9 protein-coding genes and 2 pseudogenes are annotated in these 5405 nt (G+C 38.1%); 2 read left to right on the top strand and 9 right to left on the bottom strand.

What is annotated here, in order from left to right; all coding sequences use genetic code 11:
• Positions 1–421 (bottom strand): hypothetical protein (locus BLU80_RS19615; protein ID WP_449371663.1); only part of this gene is annotated, 421 nt, incomplete at its 3' end.
• A pseudogene (locus tag BLU80_RS20205) lies at positions 400–756 on the bottom strand (hypothetical protein); the annotation flags it as partial. The gene BLU80_RS19615 and the pseudogene BLU80_RS20205, both read right to left, overlap by 22 nt.
• Before the next feature lie 233 nt (positions 757–989).
• On the opposite strand from BLU80_RS20205, the gene BLU80_RS19135 reads away from it, so the two are divergent.
• A complete protein-coding gene (locus tag BLU80_RS19135; protein WP_091401557.1) occupies positions 990–1328 on the top strand; it encodes a helix-turn-helix domain-containing protein in 339 nt (112 codons plus the stop codon).
• A 28-nt stretch (positions 1329–1356) separates the two neighbouring features.
• On the opposite strand, the gene BLU80_RS19130 is transcribed toward BLU80_RS19135, so the two are convergent.
• Both BLU80_RS19130 and BLU80_RS19810 read right to left on the bottom strand, forming a co-directional pair.
• Positions 1357–1797 carry a DUF4304 domain-containing protein gene (locus BLU80_RS19130; protein WP_091401556.1) on the bottom strand — a complete coding sequence of 147 codons (441 nt, stop codon included), beginning with the start codon at positions 1795–1797 and terminating at the stop codon, positions 1357–1359.
• Between the two features lie 14 nt (positions 1798–1811).
• Positions 1812–2159 (bottom strand): hypothetical protein, encoded by a 348-nt coding sequence (locus BLU80_RS19810; RefSeq protein ID WP_211481921.1) that lies wholly within the window; start codon positions 2157–2159, stop codon positions 1812–1814.
• Between the two features lie 136 nt (positions 2160–2295).
• On the opposite strand from BLU80_RS19810, the gene BLU80_RS19950 reads away from it, so the two are divergent.
• Positions 2296–2469 (top strand): hypothetical protein, encoded by a 174-nt coding sequence (locus BLU80_RS19950; RefSeq protein ID WP_244519030.1) that lies wholly within the window; start codon positions 2296–2298, stop codon positions 2467–2469.
• A 52-nt stretch (positions 2470–2521) separates the two neighbouring features.
• On the opposite strand, the pseudogene BLU80_RS20200 reads toward BLU80_RS19950, so the two are convergent.
• The 5 genes and pseudogenes from BLU80_RS20200 to BLU80_RS19095 form a co-directional block, all read right to left on the bottom strand.
• Positions 2522–2629, bottom strand: a pseudogene (locus tag BLU80_RS20200) (hypothetical protein); the annotation flags it as partial.
• Positions 2630–2641: 12 nt separating this feature from the next.
• The gene (locus BLU80_RS19115) at positions 2642–3307 is read right to left on the bottom strand and encodes a hypothetical protein (RefSeq protein ID WP_139188219.1); all 666 of its coding nucleotides are present in this window, start codon (positions 3305–3307) and stop codon (positions 2642–2644) included.
• A gap of 8 nt (positions 3308–3315) precedes the next feature.
• Positions 3316–3696, bottom strand: a complete 381-nt coding sequence (locus tag BLU80_RS19110; RefSeq protein ID WP_091401548.1) for a hypothetical protein — start codon at positions 3694–3696, stop codon at positions 3316–3318.
• Between the two features lie 493 nt (positions 3697–4189).
• Complete coding sequence (locus tag BLU80_RS19100; RefSeq protein ID WP_091401544.1) at positions 4190–4585, bottom strand: hypothetical protein; 396 nt, start codon at positions 4583–4585, stop codon at positions 4190–4192.
• Positions 4575–5405, bottom strand: an 831-nt coding sequence (locus tag BLU80_RS19095) for an RHS repeat domain-containing protein (RefSeq protein ID WP_317042151.1), incomplete at its 5' end; no start/stop codon positions are given. The genes BLU80_RS19100 and BLU80_RS19095, both read right to left, overlap by 11 nt.

Below are 5405 nucleotides of genomic sequence, written 5' to 3'. Positions count from 1 at the left end.
CAAAAGGGTAGTAGCTATTGGTTTCCAGTATCGGGCTGGAAACGTTATAATCATCCGTTATAACAACTCTGGTGTTACCAAGATGGTCTTTCAGATAGTAATCATTAATAAAACTACTTCCAAGAGGCCTCGTCCTGCCTTCTTGATTGCCAAAGAACTGAAGCGTATCATTTCGATAAACGGCAGCACCCAGATAAGTGGTAACAGTGGTTATAACCCCATCTACGATTTTCTTCTGCAAATTATTACCAGATGCGTCGTAAATGTAACTAACAGTACCCTTACCCGTTACCGTAATACGCTCAGGTAAATTTAGATAATTGTAGACAATCCCAGAAATATTTTTATTGGCATCGCTGATTATATTTCCATTATCACTCCCCACAAAGTCATCGAACTCTACGGTGGTCTGCTGCAACACGAACGAGATAAATTTGAACAACTAAAAAATGGGGGTGATGTTTGACAAGGTAAAAATGTTTTAAGCAATTCTGAGGGTAGTTTTGGTATTGGCCGCCGGCGGGCGACCAATACCAAAACTACCCTCAGAAGCCCCACTGACACACTTAGATTTACACTCCCTTTAAGGGTCTGCTTTACTTCCTGCAGGGCGGTTTTATATTCTTCCTGTTCCTTTTCTTCTTCGTCCGGTTCAATGCGTTCTTTCAGCAACAGCCCCGAACGTCGCACCACTCGCACCGTATCTCCGATATTAAAGCCTGCTTCCGACAGCCATACACCGCTCAGGTTCAGCCACGGAACATCCTTACCCGATGCTCACATACAACGGCTCTGACTGGGGCAGTACTTCGCCTGTACCTTGACCTGTTTGTCATTTTTCTTTGCCATAAAAAAATATTTTTTTGTCAAACTTGTTTAGCAAATGCACACATCTCTTTTCATTTAAACAACAAACATCTATTTCTTTTGCCAACTTATTTTGACTAAATTTGCATTATTACAGTAAAATCAATTGACTTTAGGCAATTATGTTGAACATTGGAGAGCGTATAACACAGCTTAGAAAGCAGCAGAACCTTTCACAGGATGAACTGGCAAAAAAGGCCAGGGTCTCCCGTACCATTATCGGCAACTACGAGCGGAACACCAACACGCCTTCCATTGAGGTATTGATAAAACTGGCGAAGGTGTTTAATGTAAGCGTGGATTTCCTTATCGGTGAAGGGGAGCTGGCTGCCCTGGACAAGGATCTGCTAAAACGTATCGAGGATATTGAAAAACTGGACGAGGATACCAAAAAGCACCTGTTCTTTCTCATTGACAACGTTATTCAGAACTATAAAACGAAAAAAGCCTTTAATAAATAACAAAAGCCCCGAAAATCGGGGCTTTTGCTTATACTAATTCTTCTTTGACTGCTGGAAGTAAAAATATTTTTTCCTGTTCTGCTAACTCTTTCAAGCCTATACGTGAAAGAGCTTTGTTTGCAAAAGGAACTATAAATTCACTAAATAGGCTTTCTAATTTTTCTGTCCTTTTTTCATCATCCATTGAAGTGTCAAAGTCTAAAACATCTTTATAATCATTTGGCTGTCGGGTAAAAATATCGCCTGTATGCTTCTTCACTAAATCCTTGCTTTTTGCGTACTTATTACCAAACATTCCCTGAACAAAGATTTTAATATTCAGTTCGTAATAATCCCCAAAGTTCGATTTCTGTAAGTCAAGCACAATAATACATTCGGAACTTTCTTTAAACCAACCGCCAAAAGCTTTTTCAAAATCATTTGCTTTTGCTACTGTGTCAAATATATTTTTAAACTCTTTACTATTCATATATCAATAGGTATCTAAAACGGTTTTCCAATTAATTCCTTTAAACTGTGGCATTGTCTGTAACTCCTAATATACATATTAAGCTGCTTTTGCCCCTGTTGCATTGCTCTTGGGTTAAAGGGTTTCAACTCGTAAATAGTGCTATTTTTAATATCAAGGAAGTCAATACGTTTACCACTCGGCAACCTAAACTCTTTAATACCGTCTGCGCCCACTTTATACCCCTTGTGCATCTGCTGTCCAAGCTTCAGACTTGACTTGGTATATTGAGGTACCGTCTTAGCGGCGTCCTCAGCAGTAACCAGCCCTACCTTGACAACTCGTTCTCCTTTAGCAGCCTCCGGCCCGAAAGGCAAAAACACATTAGAGCTGTTCCTGCGATTCCTGCAACAGCATCATTAGGGGTTACCCGGCCGCCACCCAAATGCTGCTTTTCATCCCTATTTCGAAAAGTTTGGGCTGCGACATAGACATCATCGAACATAGAGTACAAAAATTTTGAAACAATATTATTTTTGTCCCTCAGTTGTTCCCAAAAGCCAGGATGGTGTTCCGATATTGTATATTGAGGAGGCGGATATTTTTTCTTCTTTTTATCATCATCCCCGTCTTGATCTCCATCAGTTTTATCGTCCCGCCCTTCAGATCTCCCCATCTGCTGCCATTGTTTAAAAACCTGGACAGCGTCCGCTCCCTGGAAGGTTACACTCTGCATCCCATCCGGGTCTATAAACCGAAGTGGATTATCTGCTCCATAGTTATATGGAGAAAGCCTTCTGCCTTCCCCCGATAGCGGATCCGCTACATGCCATCTGCCAATCTGAGCATCATAAAACCTCGCCCCCTAATCATACTGATCTAACCCAAGGTCTTCCTGAAGCTCTTTACCGTTGTAGGTGTATTTATTATGTAGCGATGCCAACACCTGCGTATAACCTATCCCTTTTTGCTGTAACCCAAAAGGGTAGTAGCTATTGGTTTCCAGTATCGGGCTGGAAACGTTATAATCATCCGTTATCACAACTCTGGTGTTACCAAGATGGTCTTTCAGATAGTAATCATTAATAAAACTGCTTCCAAGAGGCCTAATCCTGCCTTCTTGAGTGCCAAAGAACTGAAGCGTATCATTTTGATAAACGGCAGCACCCAGATAAGTGGTAACAGTGGTTACCACATCATCTACGGTTTTCTTCTGCAACTTATTACCAGATGCGTCGTAAATGTAACTAACAGAACCTTTACCCGTTACCGTAATACGCTCAGGTAAATTTAAATAATTGTAGGCAATCACGGAAATATTTTTATTGGCATAGCTGGTCACATTTCCATTACTGTCATACGTATAATCTACTGCCGAAGCCGCTTTGGTGCCTGTATAATGAAAACCTCCCAGGGTGGTGGCCGCATCATTGGAGGTGTCCACTACATTTTTAAGTCGGTTGCTATATGTCTCAGACCAGATACATTTATAATAGTCTGTAAAATTATTTGGCTTCGCTTCAGTGTTCACAAAATCGTTTATTCTTTCTTCGCACACAAATACTTAGCCCAAAATTCCATTTTTTGATCTTCGTAAAATTCTAAATAAAAATAGCATTTCCCATTTTCAGAGGTCTCTATTAAATTTCCATTAGTTTCTGTTCTGCCTCTGTACAAATTATCAAGAGTCAAATCTTTTATTCCATTCACGTTAAAAAAATCTAACATTATAATATTCACTTCCAGAAATGTCAGTGTAACCCAAATATCCTCAATTAAAGATTTAAATTGGAATGTTAATAAGCCATTCGAGTAGAATATTTTTTTACAACTGTAATCATTATGAAAATCATAATATTGATTATCATAGCAATATTGAGCTAAATTTTTAAAAAGCTCTATTGATATTGAAGTTATCATTTTATTTTCCCAATTTTTCAATATATTTTCTAATCATTCTAATTTCTTGGCGTGTCAATGGAATGGCTTCCTTGGATGCACGCATTATATTTTTCAGTAGCCTTCATTCCAAGAATGAGCAGATACATCAACTCCTTCATCAATATTTTTGGGTACAGAGTAAATAGAACTAATAATTCCCCCTATTCGCCGCTCAGTCTTATTAATTTTTCTTATAGAATTCAGGATGTTTATTTTTCCAATATTTTTCAAACTCAGACATCATCCGGCTATTACCCAAATGATTCTTTAAGAAGTAATCATAAAGCCAACCAGGTACTGGCTGCGTTAGACCTTACCCTGCCTCCGGTGTGCCAAAGATCTATAGGCTTTCTGACAATGCAATACTAGTTTCTTACCATTAAAATATTTTTTAATATAGTACTATAATGAAGCAAAGAATATATCCATTCGCTCTTATATCAAATGTAGATAGTCGATCATTCACAGTTTGTCAAGAAATGATTTTTTTTGATACTTGAACTTTTGCATCTTCGTGTGCAAGAATCTCAATAATATCATTTGAAGTAACTATAATATAATTGACTAGTTTCCCTTTGTAAATATTATAGGTTAGATGGTTAAAAATATCTATAAAGTCTCCTTTCATTGATATATACAAACTCCAATCTTGTAATAGAAATGGAACTTCAAAGGATGTCCTAAGATGATAGCTTTCGTCTATATTTCTAAATGCATATTGTAGTTCAAAATAAATAGTGATGATTTCATTTTCATCCTTATCGTTTGCCAATTTGATCGTTAACCCACCATTATATACCATTTCTTTCACATACAACTTATTTGGAATATGCGAAATAGGTTTCCATCTTTTAATATCATTGTCCATATCTAATTTTAATAGGTAATTTTTCCGCTACTTCAGGATATTGCCTTTCTAATGTCGCACCATTTTCTCCAAGGCTCTTTTCTCTCACAATTATTGTTGAACCATCTCTTAAAGTCCCAACTTTCCCTTCATTGTTAGGATTCCTCAAAGGTACAACATTTAAAGGACTCAGTTTTTCAAAATCCTTCAGGGCTTGGTCATACCCCCCTTCTGATTTGTGCTGTTCAGATTTTGAACTTCCTGAACGATTTGTCTGCTTCTCAGCCTTATTTAAAATATCTTCATTCCATATTTTCTCTTGTTTGTCCTCCTCTGCCTCAGCCTCAGCATGAAGCTCCCTTATTTTACAAAGTTCACATGAAGATTGGTGATTGTTCCAATTAGAGGGCAAAAAGAGCATAGCAATAAATAAAAATACAGGATTTGGTGGAGGCAATGGCTTAACCGCTATGCGAGGAATGGTTTGAGGAAGAGGCAACGCAATACCTCCTCCTCCAAAACTCGTATAGCCAATCACAGTGGCATTGGGCAAAGAATCTGGTGCCATACCGTCATAGTCGAATAATAAGATAGGATTATTTATTGCATAATTATATGAGGATTGATTTACATAAGCATCAGATAGCGGATCAACAGTATGCCACCTGCCAATCTGAGCATCATAAAACCTCGTCCCATAATCATATTGATCTAATCCGAGGTCTTCCTGAAGCTCTTTACCGTTGTAGGTGTATTTATTATGTAGCGATGCCAACACCTGCGTATAACCAATCCCTTTTTGCTGTAACCCAAAAGGGTAGTAGCTATTGGTTTCCAGTAT

The organism is Arachidicoccus rhizosphaerae, from assembly GCF_900107765.1.
Lineage (GTDB): Bacteria > Bacteroidota > Bacteroidia > Chitinophagales > Chitinophagaceae > Arachidicoccus > Arachidicoccus rhizosphaerae.
The sequence above is the reverse complement of the archived record's forward strand: the minus strand, read 5'-3'. Positions and strand labels throughout refer to the sequence as shown.